At 59.9% G+C, this 22264-nt stretch carries 21 protein-coding genes; 14 read left to right on the top strand and 7 right to left on the bottom strand.

Annotated elements, in window-relative coordinates:
* The first annotated feature begins 45 nt into the window (after positions 1-45).
* From mdh to CHN51_RS04615, 10 genes are all read left to right on the top strand, one after another.
* Positions 46-1008, top strand: a complete 963-nt coding sequence (mdh, locus tag CHN51_RS04660) for a malate dehydrogenase (RefSeq protein WP_100092975.1) — start codon at positions 46-48, stop codon at positions 1006-1008.
* A 5-nt stretch (positions 1009-1013) separates the two neighbouring features.
* Positions 1014-1577: a hypothetical protein gene (locus tag CHN51_RS04655; RefSeq protein WP_123906233.1), complete on the top strand. Its 564-nt coding sequence runs from the start codon at positions 1014-1016 to the stop codon at positions 1575-1577.
* Positions 1578-1620: 43 nt separating this feature from the next.
* Positions 1621-2511 (top strand): succinate--CoA ligase subunit alpha, encoded by an 891-nt coding sequence (gene sucD / locus CHN51_RS04650; protein ID WP_100092973.1) that lies wholly within the window; start codon positions 1621-1623, stop codon positions 2509-2511.
* A gap of 117 nt (positions 2512-2628) precedes the next feature.
* Complete coding sequence (locus CHN51_RS04645) at positions 2629-2922, top strand: GIY-YIG nuclease family protein (RefSeq protein WP_100092972.1); 294 nt, start codon at positions 2629-2631, stop codon at positions 2920-2922.
* A gap of 354 nt (positions 2923-3276) precedes the next feature.
* A complete protein-coding gene (locus CHN51_RS04640; RefSeq protein WP_100092971.1) occupies positions 3277-6060 on the top strand; it encodes a 2-oxoglutarate dehydrogenase E1 component in 2784 nt (927 codons plus the stop codon).
* A 64-nt stretch (positions 6061-6124) separates the two neighbouring features.
* Positions 6125-7348 carry a 2-oxoglutarate dehydrogenase complex dihydrolipoyllysine-residue succinyltransferase gene (gene odhB / locus CHN51_RS04635; RefSeq protein ID WP_100092970.1) on the top strand — a complete coding sequence of 408 codons (1224 nt, stop codon included), beginning with the start codon at positions 6125-6127 and terminating at the stop codon, positions 7346-7348.
* 100 nt (positions 7349-7448) lie between these two features.
* Positions 7449-8855 (top strand): dihydrolipoyl dehydrogenase, encoded by a 1407-nt coding sequence (lpdA, locus tag CHN51_RS04630; RefSeq protein WP_100092969.1) that lies wholly within the window; start codon positions 7449-7451, stop codon positions 8853-8855.
* A 95-nt stretch (positions 8856-8950) separates the two neighbouring features.
* The gene (locus CHN51_RS04625; protein ID WP_100092968.1) at positions 8951-10276 is read left to right on the top strand and encodes an amidase family protein; all 1326 of its coding nucleotides are present in this window, start codon (positions 8951-8953) and stop codon (positions 10274-10276) included.
* Between the two features lie 30 nt (positions 10277-10306).
* A complete protein-coding gene (locus CHN51_RS04620) occupies positions 10307-10981 on the top strand; it encodes a PepSY domain-containing protein (protein ID WP_100092967.1) in 675 nt (224 codons plus the stop codon).
* Entirely contained in the window at positions 10978-11610 is a 633-nt protein-coding gene (locus tag CHN51_RS04615) for a trimeric intracellular cation channel family protein (RefSeq protein WP_100092966.1), read from the top strand. Before CHN51_RS04620 ends, CHN51_RS04615 begins: the two co-directional genes overlap by 4 nt.
* On the opposite strand, the gene sppA is transcribed toward CHN51_RS04615, so the two are convergent.
* The 7 genes from sppA to CHN51_RS04580 are packed head-to-tail and all read right to left on the bottom strand — an operon-like array spanning position 11583 to position 17094.
* Positions 11583-13469, bottom strand: coding sequence for a signal peptide peptidase SppA (gene sppA, locus CHN51_RS04610; RefSeq protein ID WP_100092965.1), 1887 nt, complete (start codon positions 13467-13469; stop codon positions 11583-11585). The genes CHN51_RS04615 and sppA overlap by 28 nt on opposite strands.
* A 57-nt stretch (positions 13470-13526) precedes the next feature.
* Positions 13527-14162, bottom strand: coding sequence for a DUF1109 domain-containing protein (locus CHN51_RS04605; protein WP_100092964.1), 636 nt, complete (start codon positions 14160-14162; stop codon positions 13527-13529).
* 19 nt (positions 14163-14181) lie between these two features.
* Positions 14182-14706, bottom strand: a complete 525-nt coding sequence (locus CHN51_RS04600; protein ID WP_100092963.1) for a sigma-70 family RNA polymerase sigma factor — start codon at positions 14704-14706, stop codon at positions 14182-14184.
* Between the two features lie 4 nt (positions 14707-14710).
* Complete coding sequence (locus tag CHN51_RS04595; RefSeq protein WP_100092962.1) at positions 14711-15151, bottom strand: DoxX family protein; 441 nt, start codon at positions 15149-15151, stop codon at positions 14711-14713.
* A gap of 1 nt (position 15152) precedes the next feature.
* Entirely contained in the window at positions 15153-15884 is a 732-nt protein-coding gene (locus CHN51_RS04590; RefSeq protein WP_100092961.1) for a putative DNA-binding domain-containing protein, read from the bottom strand.
* Positions 15868-16740 carry a DUF692 domain-containing protein gene (locus CHN51_RS04585; RefSeq protein WP_100095430.1) on the bottom strand — a complete coding sequence of 291 codons (873 nt, stop codon included), beginning with the start codon at positions 16738-16740 and terminating at the stop codon, positions 15868-15870. Before CHN51_RS04585 ends, CHN51_RS04590 begins: the two co-directional genes overlap by 17 nt.
* 60 nt (positions 16741-16800) lie before the next feature.
* Entirely contained in the window at positions 16801-17094 is a 294-nt protein-coding gene (locus CHN51_RS04580) for a DUF2282 domain-containing protein (protein WP_100092960.1), read from the bottom strand.
* A gap of 326 nt (positions 17095-17420) precedes the next feature.
* Between CHN51_RS04580 and groES the strand changes: the two genes are divergently transcribed.
* The 4 genes from groES to CHN51_RS04560 all read left to right on the top strand — a co-directional run bounded on the left by groES (position 17421) and on the right by CHN51_RS04560 (position 22244).
* Complete coding sequence (groES, locus tag CHN51_RS04575) at positions 17421-17711, top strand: co-chaperone GroES (RefSeq protein ID WP_100092959.1); 291 nt, start codon at positions 17421-17423, stop codon at positions 17709-17711.
* A 47-nt stretch (positions 17712-17758) separates the two neighbouring features.
* Positions 17759-19411: a chaperonin GroEL gene (groL, locus tag CHN51_RS04570; protein WP_100092958.1), complete on the top strand. Its 1653-nt coding sequence runs from the start codon at positions 17759-17761 to the stop codon at positions 19409-19411.
* A gap of 210 nt (positions 19412-19621) precedes the next feature.
* Positions 19622-20641: a zinc-binding alcohol dehydrogenase family protein gene (locus CHN51_RS04565; protein WP_100095429.1), complete on the top strand. Its 1020-nt coding sequence runs from the start codon at positions 19622-19624 to the stop codon at positions 20639-20641.
* A gap of 226 nt (positions 20642-20867) precedes the next feature.
* Positions 20868-22244, top strand: a complete 1377-nt coding sequence (locus tag CHN51_RS04560) for an L-serine ammonia-lyase (protein WP_100092957.1) — start codon at positions 20868-20870, stop codon at positions 22242-22244.
* The last annotated feature ends 20 nt before the right edge of the window (positions 22245-22264 follow it).

Below are 22264 nucleotides of genomic sequence, written 5' to 3'. Positions count from 1 at the left end.
AGCCATTAAGTTACTTTTCGACTCTATATTAGGAGAATTTCCCACATGGCCCGTAACAAGATTGCGCTGATTGGCGCAGGCATGATCGGCGGCACGCTCGCCCACCTCGCTGCTTCCAAGGAAATGGGCGATGTCGTCCTGTTTGATATTGCCGAGGGTATGCCAGCCGGTAAAGCGCTTGATCTGGCGCAGGCCGCTCCCGTGGACGGATTTGACAGCAAGCTCAAAGGCACCAGCGACTATGCCGATATTGCCGGCGCCGATGTGATCATCGTGACCGCAGGCGTGCCGCGCAAGCCCGGCATGAGCCGCGACGATCTGCTCGGTATCAACCTGAAAGTGATGAAGGCTGTTGGCGAAGGCATCAAGGCGAACGCGCCCGACGCCTTTGTCATCTGCATCACCAACCCGCTCGACGCGATGGTCTGGGCCTTGCGCGAATTTTCCGGACTGCCGCACAACAAGGTGGTCGGCATGGCCGGCGTGCTCGACAGCGCCCGCTTCCGTCACTTCCTTGCCGACGAATTCAACGTCTCGGTTGAAGACGTCACTGCCTTCGTTCTCGGCGGCCACGGCGACACGATGGTTCCGGTTCCGGCCTATTCGACCGTCGCCGGCATCCCGATCCCCGATCTCATCAAAATGGGCTGGACCACGCAGGACAAGATCGACGCGATCGTCCAACGCACCCGCTCCGGCGGCGGCGAAATCGTCCAGCTGCTCGGCAATGGTTCGGCTTATTATGCGCCGGCAACCAGCGCGATCATGATGGCGGAAAGCTATCTCAAGGACAAACGCCGCGTGCTGCCTGCTGCGGCTCACCTGACCGGCCAATATGGCGTTGACGATCTTTATGTCGGCGTACCTTGCATCATCGGCAAAGACGGTGTCGAGAAGATCATCGAAATCGAACTGAGCGAAGAAGCGCAGGGCAATTTCAACGTGTCGGTCGATGCGGTTAAGGAATTGCTGGAAGCCTGCAAGGGGCTGGATCCGAGCCTAGCGTAAATTTGGTGTTCAATTATCTGGCTCTAAATCTGGCGATAAGCGGCGCAGCACCGATAGATGAGCCTCGGCTTCTTGACATCTTTTGGTCAGCTTGTGCGGAAGGTAGCGTTAAATTTAGAGAAGGAGAAGCGCACAAGCGGGAATTTGGTGATTTGCCTTTTTGGGTTCGTCAATATTATCGAGGCGTAAAAAAGTTGGTGTCCGTTTATCAGCTTGGTGAGCAAGAGACCGCTTATCTGGTTTTTTTCGATAATAATGATGCGTGGGGACATGAATATACCAGCGGCTGTTCAGTGGTGGCGCAGCAATTGTCCCTGGATAGAGCCAATAAATTCATTTCTTTGAAATACGCGGGAGAAGTTGTTCCGCTGAAGAAATGTCGGCAAAATGTCAGATGGGAATGCAGTAAAAACAATCTGTATTTCGAGTTTTTTCCCGAAGATATAAGTTTCCAGATTCGAGGTGTCGAACTGAGTACCGACTTCAACGTAATTCAGCTTTCGAAATTAAAAAAGCCCACCCAGCAGTATCTGGAGCGTCAGCGAGCGCTGAGAGACGGAGATCGCTGATAGTTGTTATTATGGGACATGGCAGAATTCAGAAAGGAATAGAATGAGCATTTTAATCGACAAGAACACGAAGGTCATCACCCAGGGTATGACCGGCAATACCGGTACGTTCCATACGGAACAGGCCCTGGCTTATGGCACGCAGATGGTTGCGGGCGTTACGCCGGGCAAGGGTGGCACTACCCATATCGGTCTGCCGAATTTTGACACGGTTGCCGAAGCGAAGGAAGCAACCGGCGCGACGGCTTCTGTTGTGTATGTTCCGCCGCCATTTGCAGCGGACTCGATCCTCGAGGCGATTGATGCCGAGATCGAGTTGATCGTCGCGATCACCGAGGGCGTTCCCGTTCTCGACATGGTGCGCGTCAAGCGCGCGTTGCAGGGCAGCAAGTCGCGCCTGATCGGCCCGAACTGCCCCGGCGTCCTCACCCCCGACGAATGCAAGATCGGCATCATGCCCGGCAGCATTTTCCAGAAGGGCTCGGTCGGCGTGGTCTCGCGTTCCGGTACGCTTACTTATGAAGCCGTGCATCAGACCACTGCGGTTGGCCTCGGCCAGACCACAGCCGTCGGCATCGGCGGCGACCCGGTCAACGGCACCAATTTCATCGACGTGCTCGAACTGTTCCTGGCCGACGACGAAACCAAGTCGATCATCATGATCGGCGAAATCGGCGGCAGCGCGGAAGAAGAAGCGGCGCAATTCATTGCCGACGAAGCCAAGAAGGGCCGCAGCAAGCCGATGGTAGGCTTCATCGCCGGTCTTACGGCTCCTCCGGGACGCCGCATGGGCCATGCCGGCGCGATTGTCTCCGGCGGCCAGGGCGGCGCGGAAGACAAGATCGCGGCGATGGAAGCTGCGGGTATCCGCGTGTCGCCTTCGCCGAGTGAGCTGGGCATCACGCTGGACGCGATGTTGAAGGAGCTGGTTTGATTGTTTGAAGCGGATCGCAATTTTTTGTTCCCTGCCGCAGGGCAGGGCCCAGACGATAGTGTACTACAGTTCTGGGCACCGGCCTTCGCCGGTGAACAATGCGGTCGGTGAACGGAAATGGGCAAGCCGGGATATGTTTATATCATGGCGAGCCAAAGGAACGGGACGATCTATCTGGGTGTGACGAGCAATCTTCCGAAGCGGGTCTACGAGCATCGCCAGGGATTGTTCGAGGGATTTACGAAAAAGCACGGATGCAAATTGCTGGTCTGGTATGAGGGTTATGACGACATTCAGGAAGCCAGGGCTACCGAACGCCGGATGAAAAACTGGAACCGGCAGTGGAAGCTCAAGCGGATCGAACGAATGAATCCCGAATGGAATGATTTGTGGGATGATATTGTGAAGTGATTCTGTTCCCTGCCGCAGGGCAGGGTCCAGACGATTGGACAGGACAGTTCTGGACATCGGCCTTCGCCGGTGAACAGTTAAGGGCCGGACTGGAGTGGTTTGAGGTTGTGAGGTGACGATGATTTGATGTTCCCCGCCGAAGGGCGGGGTCCAGGCGATAGTGCACTACAGTTCTGGACACCGGCCTTCGCCGGCGAACATTGAAGATACGGACTGAAGTGGTTCGAGTTTGTGGCGTGATGATGATTTGATGTTCCCTGCCGCAGGGCAGGGTCCAGACGATCGGACAGGACAATTCTGGGCACCGGCCTTCGCCGGTGAACATTATGGGGCCGGTACACGAGGTAGTATATTATGGGTTTTGAAAATCAGGATTTTATCGGCTCGGAACAGGAGCAGGGCCCGAGCTGGCAGCGCAAGCACTGGCCGGTTGATGACGCCGACGAGCTGACCAGCGCGCTCGATCCCACAAAAATGGGCATCGAGATCAAGGCTTCTGCCGAGAAATCCGGCAAGTCGATGTCCGATGCCGAAGTTGCCCAGGCGGCGGAAAAGTCGATCCGGGCGATGATGCTGATCCGCACCTATCGGGTGCGTGGACATCTGGGTGCCAATCTTGATCCTCTGGGTCTTTCCAAGCTCGAGGAGCCGGCGGACCTGACGCCCGAATTCCACGGCTTCACCGCCGAGGATATGGACAAGCCGGTCTATCTGGGCGGCGTGCTCGGCTTTCAGACCGCGACCGTGCGCGAGATCGAGGCGGTGTTGCGCGCCAATTATTGTGGTCCGGTCGGGCTCGAATATATGCATATTGCCGATATCGAGGAACGGCGCTTCCTGCAGGAGCGGATGGAAGGCAAGGACGCCGAGATCCACTTCACGCCGGAAGGCAAGAAGGCGATTCTCAACAAGGTGATCGAGGGCGAGGAATATGAAAATTTCCTCGGCAAGAAATATGTCGGGACCAAGCGTTTCGGTCTCGATGGCGGCGAATCGATGCTGCCGGCGCTGGAAAATGTCATCAAATATGGCGGCCAGTCCGGCGTCCGCGACATTGTCTATGGCATGGCCCACCGGGGGCGTTTGAACATTCTCGCCAATGTGATGGCCAAGCCTTACAAGGTCATCTTCCACGAATTTCACGGTGGCTCGGCCAATCCTGACGATGTCGGCGGCTCGGGCGATGTGAAATATCATCTCGGCACCAGCACCGACCGCGAATTTGACGGCATCAATGTCCATATGAGCCTGGTGCCCAACCCGTCGCATCTCGAGGCGGTCGATCCGGTCGTGCTCGGCAAGGTCCGCGCGCAACAGGTGGCGCGCGACGATCTGGAAAAACATGACCAGGTGTTGCCGGTGCTGATCCACGGCGATGCTGCCTTCGCGGGACAGGGCATTGTCTGGGAATGCCTCGGCTTCTCCGGCATCCGCGGCTATAATACCGGCGGCTGCATCCATTTCGTGATCAACAACCAGATCGGTTTCACGACCAGCCCGCAATTCGCGCGCAGCTCGCCTTATCCGTCGGACGTCGCCAAGGGCGTGCAGGCACCGATTTTCCACGTCAACGGCGATGATCCGGAGGCGGTGACCTTTGCCTGCAAGATCGCGATCGAGTTCCGCCAGCGTTTCGGCCGGGATATCGTGATCGACATGTGGTGCTATCGCCGCTTTGGCCATAATGAAGGCGACGAGCCGAGCTTCACCCAGCCGATCATGTATGCCGCGATCAAGAAACATCCCAAGGTCAGCAAGCTCTACGAAGCGCGGCTGGTCGAGGAAGGCGTGATCGATGCGGGCTGGGCCGATACGACCCGGAAAGCCTTTGCCGACCATCTCGAAACCGAATTCCAGGCGGCGGCCGATTACAAGGCCGACAAGGCCGACTGGTTCGGCGGACGCTGGCAGGGGCTGCATATTCCGGCCGATCCGGAAACCGCACGGCGCAATGTCGAGACGGCGATTGACCCGAAACTGTTCGACAGTCTCGGCCGGACGCTGACCAGAGTCCCCGAAGGGCTGACCATTCACAAGACATTGGGCCGGGTGCTCAACGCCAAGGCCGAGATGTTCAAGAGCGGCGAGAATTTCGACTGGGCAACCGGCGAAGCGCTGGCTTACGGATCGCTGGTTTCCGAAGGCTATAATGTTCGCCTGTCTGGTCAGGACAGCGGCCGCGGAACCTTTTCCCAGCGCCACGCCGTCTGGGTCGACCAGAAAAGCGAAGAAAAATATGTGCCGCTGAGCACGGTGCCGCACGGCCGGTTCGAAGTGCTCGACAGTCCGCTCTCCGAATATGGCGTGCTCGGCTTCGAATATGGCTATGCCGGTGCCGATCCGAAAACTTTGGTATTGTGGGAAGCGCAATTCGGCGATTTTGCCAATGGCGCGCAGATCATGATCGACCAGTTCATCGCCTCGGGCGAAGCCAAATGGCTGCGCGCCAACGGTCTGGTGATGCTGCTGCCGCATGGCTATGAGGGCCAGGGTCCGGAACATAGTTCGGCGCGGCTCGAACGCTTCCTGCAGCTTTGTGCGCAGGACAATATCCAGGTCGCCAATATCACCACACCGGCCAATTATTTCCATGTGTTGCGCCGGCAGATGCTGCGGTCTTTCCGCAAGCCGCTGATCATCATGACGCCGAAATCGCTGCTGCGCCACAAGCTGGCCGTATCGAAGGCAGAAGATTTCCAGGGCGACCATCATTTCATGCGGATATTGTCGGACACCAACCCGCCCGCGGACGAGGATGTGAAGCGTCTTGTGCTCTGCTCGGGCAAGGTCGCCTATGACCTGATCGAGGCGCGCGACGCGGCGGGTGACAAGAACACGGCGATCATCCGGATCGAGCAGCTCTATCCCTTCCCGGGCGAGCCGCTGGTGGTCCGGCTGAAACGGATGACCGGTCTGGAGACCGTGGTCTGGGCGCAGGAAGAACCGAAGAATAACGGCAGCTGGCATTTTGTCCGCTCCTATCTGGAAGACTGTCTGGAACAGGCGAACGTCGGACCAGTGGAGCCGGTCTATGCCGGACGCTCCGCTTCGGCTTCGCCGGCGACGGGTCTGGCGTCCCGGCACAAGCAACAGCAGGAGCGGCTGATCGCCGAAGCGCTGGGGCATGCAGTCAGCTAATATGTAAGGGCCGTTCCGCTGCCGTGGCAGGAACGCAGGAAGTTACGAAAGCAGAGTAGATATTATGGCAACAGAAGTAACAGTCCCGGTACTGGGCGAATCGATCACTGAAGCGACTTTGGGCGAATGGCTCAAGCAGCCCGGCGACGCGGTCGCTGCTGATGAACCGATTGCCAGCCTGGAAACCGACAAGGTGGCGCTGGAAGTGCCCGCGCCGGAAGCCGGCGTGATGGGCGAGCACAAGGTCGCTGTCGGCGATACGGTCGAGGTTGGCGCGGTCATCGCGACAATCGAGGCGGGCAGCGGCGCGGCTCCGGCAGCGAAATCCGCTCCGGTTTCGGCTCCGGCCAGAACCGAGGCAAAGGCGGACGAATCCGATGCGTCGATCACCCTGTCTCCGTCGGTCCGGCGGCTGGTCCTCGAACATGGCGTCGACCCCAGCCAGATCACCGGCACCGGCAAGGACGGCCGGCTGACCAAGGCGGATGTCGAGCAATATGTGAAATCGGGCGCGCAGCAGGCGCCAAAGGCCGAGACCGGCGCGGCCAGCAGCGCGCCGGCTCCGGCGCCATCGCAGGGCGGCAACCGCAACGAGGAACGGGTGCGGATGACCCGTCTGCGCCAGACCGTCGCGCGGCGCCTGAAAGAGGCGCAGGATACGGCGGCCCTGCTGACCACGTTTAACGATGTCGACATGACCGCGGTGATCGAGACGCGCAACAAGTACAAGGATCTGTTCGCCAAGAAGCACGGGATCAAGCTCGGTTTCATGAGCTTTTTCGCCAAGGCCGCCTGTATGGCACTGAAAGACGTGCCCTCGGTCAACGCGCAGATCGACGGCGAGGAAATCGTCTATCATGATTATGCCGATATTTCGGTCGCGGTCAGCGCGCCCAATGGTCTGGTTGTGCCGGTCATCCGCAACGCCGAAGCGATGAGCTTTGCCGATGTCGAGAATACGATCGCCGATTTCGGCAAGCGCGCCAAGGACGGCACGCTGACGATGGCGGACATGCAGGGCGGGACCTTCACCATCTCCAATGGTGGCGTGTTCGGCTCGCTGATGTCGACGCCGATCATCAACCCGCCGCAGTCCGCCGTGCTCGGCCTGCACCGGATTGAACAGCGGCCGGTGGTGATGCCCGACGGTTCGATCGAGGCGCGGCCGATGATGTATCTGGCGCTCAGCTATGACCATCGCCTGATCGACGGCCGCGAAGCGGTGACTTTCCTGGTGCGGATCAAGGAAGCGATCGAGGATCCGGCACGGCTTTTGATTGATTTATAATTTTTTCGTCATCCTGAACTTGTTTATCTTCGATGGTTTGCAACTCAGGACCTCCAGAGATCCTGAAACAAGTTCAGGATGACGAGTATAGAGGTGAACTATGACCGACAATTTCGACTATGATCTTCTGATAATCGGCTCCGGCCCCGGCGGCTATGTCGCAGCGATCCGCGCCGCGCAACTCGGTCTGAAGACCGGCTGCATCGAAAGCCGCGAGACGCTGGGCGGCACTTGCCTCAATGTCGGTTGCATCCCGTCCAAGGCGATGCTGCACGCTTCGGAACTCTATCACGAGGCCCATAGCGGCGCGCTGGAGAAATTCGGCGTCAAGCTGACCGGCGCGAAGCTCGACCTCAAGCAGATGTTGGCCGAGAAGCTGAAGGCTGTCTCCGAATTGACCGGCGGCATCGAACTGCTGTTCAAGAAGAACAAGGTCGACTGGATCAAGGGCCGCGGCGCGTTTGAAGATGCGCACACGGTCAAGGTTGGCGACAAAAGCTATACCGCGAAAAATATCCTGATCGCCACCGGCTCTTCGGTCACCCCGTTGCCGGGCGTCGAGATTGACAATGACAAACATGTCGTGGTCGATTCGACGGGCGCGCTCGAACTGCCCAAGGTTCCCGGCCATATGGTCGTGATCGGCGGCGGCGTGATCGGGCTGGAACTGGGCAGCGTGTGGCTGCGGCTCGGTGCGAAAGTCACGGTGGTGGAATATCTCGACCAGATTCTGCCCGGCATGGATGGCGCGATCCGCAAGGATGCGGCGCGGATGTTCAAGAAACAGGGTTTCGATATCAAGACCGGCACCAAGGTTACCGGCTGCACCGTCAAGGGCAAGAAGGCGACTCTCACCATGGAACCGGCCAAGGGCGGCGACAGCGAGACGCTGGAAGCCGATGTCGTGCTGGTGGCAATCGGCCGCAAGCCGAATATCGACGGGCTGGCGCTGGAAAAAAGCGGCGTCGAAACCAACGACCGCGGCCAGATCGAGGTCGGCCACGATTTCCAGACCAAGGTTCCCGGCGTCTATGCGATTGGCGATGTGACCCCCGGTCCGATGCTCGCGCACAAGGCCGAGGACGAAGGCATTGCCGCGGCGGAATTTATCGCCGGACAGCAGGGCATCGTCAATCACGACCTGATCCCCGGCGTCGTCTATACCTATCCCGAAATTGCCAGCATCGGCAAGACCGAGGAAGAGGTGAAGGACAGCGGCACCGAATATAAGGTCGGCAAATTCGTCTTCGCCGCCAACAGTCGCGCCAAGACCAATCGCGACACCGAAGGCTATGTGAAGGTTATCGCCGACGCAAAGACCGACCGCGTGCTTGGCTGCCACATCATCTCGTCGCTCGCCGGCACGATGATCGCGCAGGTCACCCAGGCGATGGAATTTGGTGCGACCAGCGAGGATATCGCCTATACTTGCCACGCCCATCCGACCCATTCGGAAGCGATCAAGGAAGCGGCCATGGCGGTGCAAGGCAAGCCGATCCATATGTAGTGTCCATGCTCCGCACTTGATGTGGAGCCCGGTCAGCAGTAGCATCTCTTCCCAAAGGGTCACGGCTTCCCGCCCGGAACCCGGGGGGAGAGACTATGGCGATTGCAACACTGACCACCGAAGCCACCGCGACCGGGATCGCGTCCGATATTGTCGCCGGAAAATTATCGGCCCGGGACGCGACGGAAGCGGCTATCGCCCGTATTGAAGCGCTGGATGGTCCGATCAATGCCGTGGTCGTGCGCGACTTTGATGCTGCCCGTGCTGCAGCCAATCGGCTGGACGATGAAGGACCGCAAGCGGGCCAGCCGCTCTTCGGCGTGCCGATGACGGTCAAGGAGAGCTTCAACCTCGCCGGTCATCCCTCGACCTGGGGTCTGGAATATGCGCGCAATAATATTGCGCCGTCCGATGCGGCCGTTGTCAAACGGCTCAAGCGGGCGGGGGCTGTGATCGTTGGCAAGACCAATGTCCCGCCGGACCTGGCCGACTGGCAGTCAAACAATCCCGTCTATGGCCGGACCAACAATCCGCATGATCTCGACCGCACCCCGGGTGGCTCCTCCGGCGGCGCCGCGGCCGCCGTCAGCGCGGGGATGCTGCCCTGTGAATTCGGATCCGATATTGGCGGTTCGATCCGCGTGCCTGCGCATTATTGCGGCATCTGGGGGCACAAGCCGACCTTCGATGTCATCAGCCTCGAGGGTCATGGCTATCCCGGCACCGATAGCGCGCGACCGGCGCTGTCCGTCTGCGGTCCGCTGGCGCGTTCGGCGGAGGATCTGGCGACCTTGCTGGAGGTCACGCTCGACCATCCGCTGCAGCGGCGGGATGTTGCGATCAAAGGCGGCCGGTTTCTGCTGATCGATGAGCAGCCGATGGTCGGATGTTCGCGCGGCTATCGCGCCGAACTGGACCGGGTCGCCGGACAAATCGAGGATGCCGGGGGCCAGGTCGAGCGGCGCAGCGAATGGATTCCCGATCTTGCAGCATCCCATGACAGCTATCTCAAAATGCTCAATATCGCGATGGCCGGTGGCCTGCCGGCACCCGATGGCACGCAAGCCACGGTGCGCGACTGGTTTGACCTTTGCGACATACAGGCGCGCGTCTATCGGCAATGGCGGGACCTGTTTGGCGCATTTGATTTTGTGCTGGCTCCGGTAAGCGCCACCCCGGCCTTTCGGCATCATGACGGGCAGATTTTTCAGGGGAATATAGAGATTGACGGCGAAAATCTCCCCGCCAGCCCGCAGCTCGCCTGGGCGGGACTGGTCACCTTCCCCGGTCTTCCAGCAACCGTGCTGCCTATCGGCACCGTCGACGGCTTGCCCGTCGGCATGCAGGTGATCGGTGACCGGTTTCAGGATTATCAAACAATTGATGGTGCGCGACAGATCGGGGCTCTATTGGCGACTTAGCCGTTTTTGCAGGAAGTCCGGGACGCCAGAATGAAACATTATAAACTCATGCGCTGGCATGTCTGGCTCGGCTGGCTGATCGGGGTGCCGATCATTATCTGGACCGCCAGCGGACTGCTGATGGTGGTGCAGCCGATTGAAACGGTTCGCGGCAATCATTTGCGCAGCGAAACGCCGGTGCTCGATGCTATCCAGCCGGTGCCCCCCCTGCTCGACGGGCGGCAGGCAAAGAGCCTGACCCTGCAGCAGAACAGCAGCGGTCCCTTCTGGGTAATTGCCTATGCCGATGGCGGAAAGCGAAGGGCGGACGCGGAGACCGGCGCCCTGTTGCCGCCGGTGTCGGGTGCCGAAGCCAACAGGCTGGCGAGCGCGGCTCGGGCCGGCGAGGCGGCGATCCGCTCCGTTACCCTGTTTGCTGCCGACCAGGCGCCGCTGGAGCAGCGCAGCGGACGGCCCTCGTGGCAGGTTATATTTGACGATGACGCGCGCTTCTATATCGACGCGGACACGGGCGAGACGCTGGCGGTACGCACCCGGTTCTGGCGCGTCTTCGATTTCATGTGGGGCCTGCACATCATGGACCTGCAGACGCGCGAAGATACCAGTCATCCAATCCTGATCGGTTCGGCGGCGCTCGCGCTGCTGGGATCGATCCTCGGTTTCGTCCTGCTCTTCACCCGGCACAAGCGAAGGAAGACATCATGAATTCCGGTTTTCTCTACAGCGCGCTCGGCTGGCTCGATCTTTTCGGGATTGCGGTATTTGCCATTTCCGGGGCGCTGGTCGCGGCGCGCAACCGGCAGACTCTGGTGACCTTCGGCTTTTTCGCGCTGGTCACCGGGGTTGGCGGCGGTACCGTCCGCGACCTGCTGATCGGCGCGCCGGTTTTCTGGGTGCAGGATGCGCGCGTGCCGATCCTGTGTCTCAGCATCGCGCTGCTAGTCTGGGTAACGCCGGTCAAATTCTGGCGCCCTGCGGCGGTCGACTGGTTCGATGCGATCGGACTGGCGGCCTATTCGGTGTTCGGGGCCGCCAAGGCGATGCAGCTCGGCATTGATCCGGTCCCCGCCGCGATCATGGGGATCATCACCGCCAGCGTTGGCGGGGTGATTCGTGATCTGATTTCCGGCGAGCCGTCGATCATCATCCGGCCCGAGCTTTACGTGACCGCCGGGGCGCTCGCGGCCTCGGTGTTCGTGCTGCTGGTCCAGATCGGCGTAAAGGGATTTATCGCTGCACTGATTGCCTTTGCCGCGGGATTTGCCCTGCGCGCACTGGCGATCATCAAGGGGCTTTCGCTGCCCGCCTATCGCGGCGCTGAAGACAAGGAATAAAGCAGCAGCCGGTCGATCCAGCCGGCCGACGCGGCTGTGTTGCGGCTCACGCCGGTTCCGCATTCCAGGCACAGGGCCTGCACATCCTCGCGTGCCAGCAAGCCCTGGGCGGTGGCCAGCGCTTCGCCGAAGGCCGCTTTCTGGCGCTGCGCGGCCCAGCCGATGACGCCGCTGACCGGCGCGCCCTGTTGCCGGACAAAGGGCATGCCTTCAAACGGGAGCCAAGAGAATCGGGGCTGCGGATCGAGATATTGCGGATGATAATCGCCTTCCGCGAGTCCCGCGCGTTTGGCTGCCTCGGCCAAAGCCTCTGGCATTCCGCCAAAAGCGTCGACCAGCCCGAGTTGCCGCGCGGTCCCGCCATCCCAGACGCGGCCCTGACCGATTGTATCGACTTCTGCCGGTGTCTTGCCGCGCGCTGCGGCGACCAGCTTGATGAAGTCGCCATAGCTGTCCTCGACTCCCGCCTGCAAAATCGCATTAAGGTCGTCGCTGAAGCCGCCGACAAAATCGGGTTCGCCGGACAGTGGTGTGGTCTGGACGCCATCGGCGGTGACACCCCATTTAGCGAGGGCCTTTTCAAAGCTGGGCAGAACCGCGAAGACGCCGATGGAGCCGGTGATGGTGTCGGGCTCGGCAAAGATATGGTCACCGGCCGTGGCGACCCAATAGCCGCCGCTGGCCGCAACATCGCCCATCGAAATGACGACCGGCAGTTTCTTCTTTTTCGCTTCGAGCAGCGCCAGGCGGATTTCCTCGCTGGCAAAGGCCGAGCCGCCGGGCGAATCCACGCGGACCACCAGCGCCTTGAGTTCGTCTTCTTCCAGAGCGCTATAGATGAGTTCGGCAATCCGCCCGCTGGCGGCCATGCCGGGGCCGGTCTTGCCGCCGACAATCTCGCCGGCAACGGTTATCACGCCGATTGGCGAGCCGTCGGTTTCGGCGGGATGGGCCGCGACAAAATCGTCATAGTCGATGGCGTTGAAACTGTCGGGCGCGGACGTTTCGTCTATACCCACTTTCTCGGCAACAAACCGGTCAAAAGCGGTCTTGTCACCCAGCTTGTCGATCAGCTTCTGCTGCATGGCGACCGCTGCATAGTCGCCGCCGGCAGCGGTGATGAAGCTTGCCGGATCCTCGGCAAAGGCCTTGATCGAAGCCTGCGGCCGCGATTTGGCGATCTCGGCAAGCCAACCGTCCCACAGCACTTTGTAAAGCGCTTGCGACGCTTCGCGGGAGGCCGGTGACTGGTCGGAACGCATATAGGGTTCGACCGCGCTCTTGTAGGTGCCGACGCGATAGATATTGGCGGTTACGCCGAGCCGGTCGATCAGGCCCTTGTAATAGAGCCGGTTGCCGCCGGGGCCGGCAAAGATGATTCCGCCCATCGGGTCCATCCAGATTTCGGTCGCGTGAGCGGCAATCTGGTAGCTGTCGTCACTGTAGAAATTGGCGAAGGCATAGACCGGTTTGCCGGCCTTCTTGGCGCGCGCGAGCGCCTCGCCGATATCGGTCAGGCTGGTCTGGCCGCCGCCGACAAAACTGCTGAGGTCGAGGACGATCGCCTTGACGCGGTCATCCTCCGCGCTGGCATCGATCGCACGGACGACATCGCGCAGGCGATATTCGCGCGGGTTGTTGCCGGCACCGGCCAGAAAATCCTCGAAAGTGGGGGCTGCCGGTTCTTCGACAACCACACCGTTCAGATCGAGCAGCAGAGCGCCGTCGCGGATCGCGCCGCTATTGGGCTGGGAAGACAGCAGGGCATAGAGCGCGCCGAAAAACAGCAGCATGGCAATCAGGACCATGCCGTCCTTGATCGCGACCAGAAATTTCCACGCCGCTCGTGCAAATTGCATATTCATATCCCTGTTTAGACCGGATTCATCCCTTCTATATGGGATAGCGGCCCGATATTACCAGCGGATAAGACGGGGAACCAGCAAGCGGCCGACAATCGCGCAAGTGGCGACGGCGAGAGAGTACCACAAGCCGATATAGAATATGCTGTTGAACGGGCAGTGCAGGCTATAGGCCGCCGCGCCGAGCGCGCCGGAGGACATGCCGACCAGCCAGCCGGCCCGTTCCAGCGCCACCGGAGCGCCGCGGCGCAGCCAGAGAACCTGTACCGTCGCTATGCCGAGGCCTCCCAGCATGCTGACGCCCAGACATTCCATGCCATAGCGGGGGACCAGTATCGCCATATTGCCGGGCAGGGTCATCATTGCCATGACCGCCGCCGTGGCCGGGAACAGCAGGGCGGCTGCCAGCGCCCAGATCCAGCCCTTGAAGCTGTTGCCGACGGCCGGCTGGCTCATCGCGATGACCGCATAGCTGCTGGTCAGACCGAGCAGCAGCAAGGCGCCGCCCCGCAAGAAGAACATCGGATGCGGCACACCCATCAATATGTCGCCGCGCACGCCGGCAATCAGGGCGACCAGCGCCGTCAGAATCGCCGCAATGGCCAGCGTCAGCGCAAAGCCATTGCGGTTCTTCAGCGGTTTCACCGGAGTCAAATCCTCGACGAGACGGTCTATCATCATGTCCGACATAAATTATACTCTTCTACTCTCATTCTGTTTCTACCATCGCGGAGAGCTTCTTCAGCCCGCGATGGATATTCACTTTGACCAGCGATTCAGACTGGCCGGTTTTGGCCGAGGCCTCGATGATGCTGAGGCCCTCGATCTTGACCAGACTGATCACTTCGGCCTGCTTCGGCGGGATCCGGTCGAGCAGCCGCTCCAGACTGACCTTGGCCGTCACTGTTTCATCCTGCGGATCGGCGACCATATCCTCGTAGAGCTGGTCATGTTCGTGCCGGTATATCTTGCGCAGGCTGTCGATCCAGCGGTAGCGGCCGATGGCGGCGAGCCACGGCAGAAAGGGCCTTGCCGGATCATAGCTCGCCCGCTTGCGGTGCAGCGAGATCAGCGTCTCCTGCACCAGATCATCGATCGCCGCCGGGTTGATCTTGCGCGCATAATAGCGCCGCAGCCATTTCTCGCATTCGGTGAGCAGGCTGGAATAGCAAAGCTTGTCGCCGGCCTGGGCCTTGGTCATCAGACGCCGGAAGGTTTCTTCATTGGCGATCATCGGTTCAGCCGAACTTGTGACCGGTCAGCCGGTCGAGCGAGAATATCCCGCCACCGCGCACGATCAATATGCCGGCCAGCGCGACCCAGAGAATATGCACCTGCCACCAGGCCTCGGGATAGACGAAAAACTGGATGACCAAAGTCATCACCAGCAGGCCGGCGGCGCCGATGCGAGTGAACAGGCCGAGCACGACGAGGATCGGGAGAAAATGTTCCGCATAGGTCGCCAGCAGACCGGTGATTTCCGGCCAGGGCATGCCATATTCCTCACGGAACAGCAGAACCGTGGTGTCGCTCATCTGCAGCCAGCTGCCGTCCTCGACCTTGGTGCGGGCCGAGCGCCAGAAAATACCGGCCAGCGCCACGCGGGTGAACAGCAGGACGATCCCCTCCGGCACCGAACCGCTCACCAGGCCTATCATTTTCCGGATCATGGATTTCATATCAACTTCCCTCGACTGGTGTCAGCGCCCCGGCCTGGATCAGCTTGATAATGGGCTGCATCGCCGTGGCTTCTGCCTCCAGTTCGAGCGCATGGGCTAAAAGGTTACCCAAGGTTGTGCATTCGGGAAGTTTTTCCGCAATGGCCTGCTGCGTCGCGGTCAGCGGATAGAATAATATCTGCGCTTCTGCTCGGGTGATCATCAGCGCGCGGGCATCTGTGCCGGCCAGTTCGGGCAGCGCCGGCGACAAGGGCGCGGTCAGCGCGACCAGGCGCATCGCCGGATGGGCGGCCACCGGAAAGGCCAGCAGATCGGCTTCGCCGAGCGATGCGATATCGGCGAGCGCGAGCGGATGGGCCTCGGCGCTGCGATAGCTTTCCAGCCAGGCCCATTCGATCCGGGCAAGATCGATGTCCGCGCCGCCATGGTCCCTTTCTTCCAGAAAGGCGGGGAAGGCCGCGCCGATTTGGTTGAGGTCGCTGGCCATGACGGAAGCCTGTTCGACATAGGCGCGCGAGAGACTGTGAAAAAGCTCGTGACCCAAATGGTCATGCAGGCGGGGATAGCAGTCTTCCAGCGCCACCAGCCGGGCGTGGGAGATGGTGTTGGCGTGCGCCTTCAGGCCGAGCAGCGCCCGCGCCTTGTCCTCGGCGAACATATCGTCGGGAAAATGTGCTGGGCCCTTCTGCAGGCAGGCGACGAAGCGCGACTGGCCTTCAGCGAGCGAGGGCATGGCGCACCGCCTCCGGCACAGGGGCGGCCAATATTGCTTCCGCCTTGGTGACTTCCGCCATCAGCACATCATAAGCGGGAATATCCGTGTCCCATTCGATCAGCGTGGCGATCGGGCCGGCGCGGGTGATGAATCGGCGATAGAGGTCCCAGGTGACGTCGCTGACAATCGAGCCATGGTCGTCGATCAGCAGCGGCCCGCTGTCGTGGCTTTCCGTCGCATGACCGGCGAGATGGATTTCGCCGACGATTGCCGGATCGATCGCGTCGATATAGGCGTGCATATCCAGCCCGACATTGGTCGCGGTCACCTCGACATTGTTGATGTCGAACAGTAGGCCGCATCCGGCCCGGCGGCAAAGCGCGTGGATGAAGTCGGTCTCGCTCATTGTGTCGTCGCGATAGGAGAGATAGCGGGACGGATTTTCGATCAGGATCGGGCGCTGCAGACGGTCCTGCACCTTGCCGATTTCGCCGGCGAAATGGTCGAGCGCTTCCTGTGTATAGGGAATGGGGAGCAGGTCGGGATAGCGGTCATGGGCATTGCCGCTCCAGCTGAGATGATCGGAGACCATCGCCGGCTGATAGCGGTCGCAGAGCGCGGCCAGCTTTTCCAGATCGTCACCATTGAGTCCGCCCGCGCTGCCCAGCGACAGGCCGACGCTGTGAAAGCTCAGGGGATAGACTTCGGCGACGGCGGTGAGCCAGCGGTGCGCCGGTCCGCCATCGCCGAAGTAATTCTGTGGATGAACCTCTACCCAGGAGGGACGTTTCGCCGGTGCGTCATCGTCCAGTACATTGCTATAATGTACCGACTTGAGACCGATGCCACCCGATGGGGGGAGGGAGCGCGGCATCGTCATCACCGACGAAACATGAGGGTCAGGAATATCGGCCATCCACGGAATTTAGCGCGTTCAGCCCTTTTTGGGAACCGGTTTCGCATTGCCCTTGTGCGCGGTCAGCGTGCCGCCCATTTTGACGCAGCTGCCCTTGGCCACATATTTCCAGGCGTTACCCTGATAGTCGGCGGTCGAGGTTCCGGCGCATGTTGTGCCCGGACCGGCGGCACAGTCATTCTTGCCGGCAAGCGCGATGCCGTAGCATTTTTCCTTGGCACCGGCTGCCTGGGCAGCGGTGGCGGAGAGAGACAGTGTGGCTGCCGCGGCGAGAGCAGCGGCTGCGGTAGTGGTTTTGACCAGAGTAGACATGGATTTTCCTCTTCTTGGAATTGGGGGACAAGTCGGAACCCGCCAGAACGGGCTCATATTGCCATTCGGCCTCGGCGATGCTCCGGTTACATCGCGCCTCCGTAGCAATGCGGATTGCATGGGAAACGAATCGCAATGCCTTGGAAATCCAATAAAAACGCAATGAAATATTTTCCGCCCTTTCCCTTGACGGCGGATGAATAGCTATTACATGGACTTCGTTAGCACTCGAAAGGAGAGAGTGCTAATTCACACAAATTCTGCTCTGCCGACCGGCCGCAACGGCTGGTCTGAAGAGATTTGGATTGGACAAGAAAGGGAAATCTATGAAATTTCGTCCATTACATGACCGTGTACTGGTGCGTCGCGTCGAAGCGGATACCAAGACTGCTGGCGGCATCATCATTCCGGATAGCGCCCAGGAAAAGCCATCTGAAGGCAAGGTTGTCGCTGTCGGCAATGGCCTGAAAGACGACAGTGGCAAAGCCACGCCGCTCGACGTCAAAAAAGGCGACAAGATCCTGTTCGGCAAATGGTCCGGCACGGAAGTCACCGTCGACGGCGAAGAACTGATCATCATGAAGGAAAGTGATATTCTCGGCATTCTCGAGAAATAAGCCTTTCTCCCATCATCATTTCAATCAACTAAGCAGAGGAAAATATCATGGCTGCTAAAGACGTAAAATTTGGTCGCGACGCTCGCGAACGCATCCTCAAGGGTGTGAACACGCTGGCTGACGCCGTTAAAGTAACCCTCGGCCCCAAAGGCCGGAACGTTGTGCTCGACAAGAGCTTTGGCGCACCGCGCATCACCAAGGACGGTGTTTCGGTTGCCAAGGAAATCGAACTGAAAGACAAGTTCGAAAATATGGGCGCACAGATGCTTCGTGAAGTCGCATCGAAAACCAACGATGTTGCTGGCGACGGCACCACCACCGCAACCGTTCTCGCCCAGGCGATCGTCAAGGAAGGCATGAAATCCGTTTCTGCCGGCATGAACCCGATGGATCTGAAGCGCGGCATCGACCAGGCTGTTGAAGCCGTGGTTGCGGATCTCAAGAAACGCTCGAAAGACGTCAAGGGCAGCGAAGAAATTGCCCAGGTTGGCATCATCTCCGCCAACGGCGACCGTGAAGTTGGCGAGAAAATCGCCGAAGCCATGGAAAAAGTCGGCAAGGAAGGCGTTATTACGGTTGAAGAAGCCAAGGGTCTCGACTTTGAACTCGACGTTGTCGAAGGCATGCAGTTTGACCGCGGTTACCTGTCCCCTTATTTCATCACCAACCCGGACAAGATGATTGCGGACCTCGAAAATCCCTACATCCTGATCCACGAAAAGAAGCTGACCAACCTGCAGCCACTGCTTCCGATTCTGGAAGCCGTTGTCCAGGCCGGACGTCCGCTTTTGATCATTGCCGAAGATATCGAAGGCGAAGCGCTGGCGACCCTCGTGGTCAACAAGCTGCGTGGCGGCCTGAAGATCGCTGCGGTCAAGGCACCTGGTTTCGGTGATCGCCGTAAAGCGATGCTCGAAGATATTGCGATCCTCACCAAGGGTGAAATGATCTCCGAAGATCTCGGCATCAAGCTGGAAAGCGTTACGCTGAACATGCTCGGTGAAGCCAAGAATGTCACGATCGACAAGGATAACACCACGATCGTCGACGGCGCTGGCAAGAAAGCCGACATCAAGGCACGTGTTGAAGCGATCCGTTCGCAGATCGAAAACACCACTTCCGACTATGACAAAGAGAAGCTGCAGGAACGTCTGGCGAAACTCGCTGGCGGTGTTGCCGTGATCAAAGTCGGCGGCGCGACCGAAGTCGAAGTGAAAGAGAAGAAAGACCGTGTCGACGACGCGCTGCACGCAACCCGTGCTGCCGTTGAAGAAGGCATTGTCCCTGGCGGCGGTTCCGCTCTGCTCTATGCAACTTCGGCACTCAAAGGTCTTGAAGGCGTTAACGACGACCAGACCCGCGGTATCGACATTGTTCGCAAGGCGCTGCAGGCTCCGGTTCGTCAGATCGCTGAAAATGCGGGCTTTGACGGCGCGGTTGTTGCCGGCAAGATGCTGGACCAGAAGAGCAAGGAATTCGGCTTCAACGCATCGACCGATGTTTATGAAGACCTTGTCAAAGCTGGCGTCATCGATCCGACCAAGGTTGTGCGTGCAGCACTGCAGGACGCGTCGTCGGTTGCCGGTCTGCTGATCACCACCGAAGCGGCTGTCGCTGAAACACCATCAGAAGACAAAGCCGGTGGCGGCATGCCCGACATGGGCGGCATGGGCGGCGGCATGGGCGGAATGGGCTTCTAAACCCGACCGTTCAGTCTACGCTGAAATCAACAAGAGGGGCTGGAAGGAAACTTCCGGCCCCTTTTTTCGTTGTCGCCGCGACCGGGGACATTGTCGATTGTTTGGAAATGGAAAATAGTGATTTCCAGAACCAGTCAATTATTCCGCCACCAGAATATTCTAGGGATGGCACGCAGCAAGCCAGGCGGCACCAGCAAAAGGATATCGATCATGAAAGCCATTGGACTAACCCGTTACCTGCCCATCGAAAATCCGGAATCCCTGGTCGATGTGGAAGTGGAAAAGCCCGTTGCCGAAGGCCGGGACATATTGGTCAAAATTCACGCCATTGCCGTAAACCCTGTCGACACAAAGGTGCGCGCGCCCAAGGATGATGTGGAGGACAGGCCCCGTATTCTTGGATGGGATGCCGCAGGCGTCGTGGAGGCTGTTGGCCGGGATGTGACATTGTTCAGCCCCGGCGACGAAGTCTATTATGCCGGGGATATCACCCGGCCTGGCGCCTATGCCGAATATCAGCTGGTCGACGAGCGGATCGTCGGCCGCAAGCCGACGTCGCTCGGCTTTGCCGAAGCCGCCGCCTTGCCGCTGACCACTATTACTGCCTATGAAGCCTTTTTCGACCGGCTCGACCTCGACCGGGACGGCGGCAACCGGGGCGAAACGCTCCTGATCATCGGCGGCGCGGGCGGCGTCGGATCGATCGCCATCCAGCTGGCCAAAGCGGCCGGCTTGTCGGTGATCGCAACCGCATCACGCGAAGAAACATCGCAATGGGTTCGGGATCTGGGTGCCGATCATGTGATCAATCACCGCGAACCTTTGCGCCCGCAGGTCGAGAAGCTGGGGCTGGAATTTGTCGATCATATCGCGATCTTCAATCACACCGACGGCCATTGGGATGCGGTGACCGACCTGATCCGGCCACAGGGAAGGATCGTGTCCATTGTTGAGAATGAAAAGCCGCTGAGCCAGGCCGTGCTGAAGACCAAGGCCGCCGGTCTGGTCTGGGAATTCATGTTCACCCGTTCGATGTTCCAGACGCCCGACATGATCGAACAGCACAGGCTGCTCAATCATGTCGCCGACGAAATCGACGCGGGCCGAATTCGCTCGACGGTCAACGAGATATTTACGCCGATCAACGCAGAGAATCTGCGCAAGGCGCATGCCCTGCTGGAAACCGGTCGGGCGACCGGCAAGCTGGTGCTCGAGAATTTCGCTTCCTGACCGTGAGCGGTTTCGGGGCGATTCCGGATCACCGAGAGTCAGGCGATCGCCCGGAACAACGACGAGGGCCGGGAAGAAATTTCCGGCCCTCCTTTTGTGGCTTTACACCTGTGGCCTGGACGCAATCTGGTTACAATCGCTATCATCTCGTTCTTCGTCTTGATATAGGCAATCCCCGAGGAGACAGACCCCGGCCGGCGCCGGGGCAGGGGGAGGGACGGGATATATGGTCGCCAGCACATTTGATCTGTTCAAGATTGGCGTAGGCCCGTCGAGTTCACACACGATGGGGCCGATGCTGGCGGCTGCCATGTTTGTCGAACGTCTGGGCGAGTCCGGCAGGCTGGGAGAGGTGACAAGGCTGGAGACCTTGCTCTTCGGTTCGCTGGCGCTGACCGGCAAGGGGCACGCGACCGACCGGGCAATCCTGCTCGGGCTTTCCGGCCAGCGACCGGACAATATCGAGCCCGATGCGGCGGACAATCTGGTGGAGCAGATTCGCTCCTGCGAAAAGATCAGCCTGAACGGTTCGCGGGAGATTGCCTTTGACGAGGCGGCGGACCTCATCTTCGACCAGAAAAAGCGGCTCGATTTTCACAGCAATGCGATGCGCTTCAATGCCTATTCAGGCGAGCACGTTATCGATATGCGAGTCTATTATTCGGTCGGCGGCGGCGCGATCCTGGACGAGGACCAGATCGGCAGCAACAATCCGGAAAGCGGTCTCTGGGATGTGCCGCATCGCTTCTGCTCGGGCGCCGATTTGCTCCGGATCGCAGAGGAAAAGGGCCTCTCTATCGCCGATATCATGCGCGATAACGAGCGCACGGAAAAATCCGACGACCAGATAAGCGCCGACATTCGCGCCATCGCCGATGCCATGTCAGCCTGCATCGACCGGGGCATATTGCAGGGCGGGATTTTGCCGGGCGGGCTGCGTGTCAAGCGCCGGGCGCCGCTGATCCACGCGCGGTTGATGGAGCGGCAGGAGCGCGCCCTGTCCGATCCGCTGACCATTCTCGACTGGGTCAATCTCTGGGCGCTGGCGGTGAACGAGGAAAATGCCGCCGGCGGCAAGGTGGTGACCGCGCCGACCAATGGCGCAGCCGGGATCATTCCCTCGGTGCTCCGATTCTACGAAAGATTTGCGCCCAAGGCGGATGCAGCGGGCGTGGAGACCTTTCTGCTGACGGCAGCGGCGATCGGGTCCCTGTTCAAGGAAAATGCCTCGATATCGGGTGCGGAAGTCGGTTGTCAGGGGGAAGTCGGTGTCGCCTGTTCGATGGCCGCAGCCGGCCTGACCGCGGCGTGGGGCGGTACGCCTCTGCAGGTCGAGAATGCCGCAGAAATCGGCATGGAACATAATCTCGGCCTGACCTGCGATCCGGTCGGGGGGCTGGTGCAGGTGCCCTGTATCGAGCGCAACGCGGTGGGTGCGGTCAAGGCGATCGAGGCGGCCCGCCTGTCGATCCTCGGCGACGGCACGCACCGGGTCAGTCTCGACGAGGTGATCGAGACGATGCGCAAGACCGGCCTCGACATGTCCGAGCGCTACAAGGAAACCTCGCAAGGTGGACTTGCCGTCAATTTGGTGGAATGCTGACCGAATCGGGAGGGAAATCA

Source organism: Sphingorhabdus sp. YGSMI21 (assembly GCF_002776575.1).
Taxonomy (GTDB): Bacteria; Pseudomonadota; Alphaproteobacteria; order Sphingomonadales; family Sphingomonadaceae; genus Parasphingorhabdus.
Note: the sequence above shows the minus strand (reverse complement) of the source record. Positions and strands in the feature narration are given on the sequence as shown.

Coding starts and splice junctions, on each gene's coding strand:
- CHN51_RS04600 (WP_100092963.1), bottom strand. CDS start 14,706: ATGATCGCCAATGAAGAAACCTTCCGGCGTCTGATGACCAAGGCCCAG.
- CHN51_RS04615 (WP_100092966.1), top strand. CDS start 10,978: ATGAATTCCGGTTTTCTCTACAGCGCGCTCGGCTGGCTCGATCTTTTC.
- CHN51_RS04565 (WP_100095429.1), top strand. CDS start 19,622: ATGAAAGCCATTGGACTAACCCGTTACCTGCCCATCGAAAATCCGGAA.
- CHN51_RS04580 (WP_100092960.1), bottom strand. CDS start 17,094: ATGTCTACTCTGGTCAAAACCACTACCGCAGCCGCTGCTCTCGCCGCG.
- CHN51_RS04560 (WP_100092957.1), top strand. CDS start 20,868: ATGGTCGCCAGCACATTTGATCTGTTCAAGATTGGCGTAGGCCCGTCG.
- CHN51_RS04645 (WP_100092972.1), top strand. CDS start 2,629: ATGGGCAAGCCGGGATATGTTTATATCATGGCGAGCCAAAGGAACGGG.
- CHN51_RS04640 (WP_100092971.1), top strand. CDS start 3,277: ATGGGTTTTGAAAATCAGGATTTTATCGGCTCGGAACAGGAGCAGGGC.
- CHN51_RS04590 (WP_100092961.1), bottom strand. CDS start 15,884: ATGCCCTCGCTCGCTGAAGGCCAGTCGCGCTTCGTCGCCTGCCTGCAG.
- lpdA (WP_100092969.1), top strand. CDS start 7,449: ATGACCGACAATTTCGACTATGATCTTCTGATAATCGGCTCCGGCCCC.
- groES (WP_100092959.1), top strand. CDS start 17,421: ATGAAATTTCGTCCATTACATGACCGTGTACTGGTGCGTCGCGTCGAA.
- CHN51_RS04625 (WP_100092968.1), top strand. CDS start 8,951: ATGGCGATTGCAACACTGACCACCGAAGCCACCGCGACCGGGATCGCG.
- sppA (WP_100092965.1), bottom strand. CDS start 13,469: ATGCAATTTGCACGAGCGGCGTGGAAATTTCTGGTCGCGATCAAGGAC.
- sucD (WP_100092973.1), top strand. CDS start 1,621: ATGAGCATTTTAATCGACAAGAACACGAAGGTCATCACCCAGGGTATG.
- groL (WP_100092958.1), top strand. CDS start 17,759: ATGGCTGCTAAAGACGTAAAATTTGGTCGCGACGCTCGCGAACGCATC.
- CHN51_RS04585 (WP_100095430.1), bottom strand. CDS start 16,740: ATGCCGCGCTCCCTCCCCCCATCGGGTGGCATCGGTCTCAAGTCGGTA.
- mdh (WP_100092975.1), top strand. CDS start 46: ATGGCCCGTAACAAGATTGCGCTGATTGGCGCAGGCATGATCGGCGGC.
- CHN51_RS04595 (WP_100092962.1), bottom strand. CDS start 15,151: ATGAAATCCATGATCCGGAAAATGATAGGCCTGGTGAGCGGTTCGGTG.
- odhB (WP_100092970.1), top strand. CDS start 6,125: ATGGCAACAGAAGTAACAGTCCCGGTACTGGGCGAATCGATCACTGAA.
- CHN51_RS04605 (WP_100092964.1), bottom strand. CDS start 14,162: ATGTCGGACATGATGATAGACCGTCTCGTCGAGGATTTGACTCCGGTG.
- CHN51_RS04620 (WP_100092967.1), top strand. CDS start 10,307: ATGAAACATTATAAACTCATGCGCTGGCATGTCTGGCTCGGCTGGCTG.